General features: G+C 65.7%; 1 protein-coding gene and 1 pseudogene. Both read left to right on the forward strand.

Features of this window, described 5'->3' with window-relative positions; translation table 11 throughout:
* Positions 1-234 (forward strand): annotated as a pseudogene (locus tag GV818_RS33715) (RraA family protein); the annotation flags it as partial.
* Positions 234-481: hypothetical protein (locus GV818_RS33720; RefSeq protein WP_218586324.1), on the forward strand; the 248-nt coding region annotated here is incomplete at its 3' end. The pseudogene GV818_RS33715 and the gene GV818_RS33720, both read left to right, overlap by 1 nt.

The following is a 481-nucleotide window of genomic DNA, read 5'->3' on the forward strand; positions in this document are numbered from 1 at the left end:
CCCGTGTCCGCCGCCGGCGCGACGGTGCACCCCGGGGACCTGGTGGTGGGCGATGCAGATGGCGTGGTCGTGATCCCGCGTGCCGACGTTGAGCGCATTCTCGTGCTCGCACAAAAAAAGGTGGACGCCGAAGCGGCCCGCATTGCGGCGATCCGCAAGGGCGATACGCGCCCCGGCTGGCTCGAGAAGGAACTGCGCGCCGCAGGCATGCTGGCCGAAGGCGAGGCACTGTAATGAGCACGACTGCAACCAAGCCTGTCCTGCTCGTCACGGCGGCTGACCTGGCACCGCAAGCATTGGAGATGCTGGGCGATTTTGAAGTCGTGTTTGCCGGCAAGCAGCCCACCGAAGACGACATCGTCGCGCTCTGCGCACGGCACAAGCCGGTGGCGATCATCGTGCGCTACGGCAAGATCAACGCCCGCATCATGGATGCAGCCGCCGGCAACCTGCAGGTGATCTCCAAGCACGGCAGCGGTAT

Origin of the sequence: Pseudomonas sp. Fl4BN1, from assembly GCF_009908285.1 — a bacterium.
Taxonomy (GTDB): domain Bacteria; phylum Pseudomonadota; class Gammaproteobacteria; order Pseudomonadales; family Pseudomonadaceae; genus Aquipseudomonas.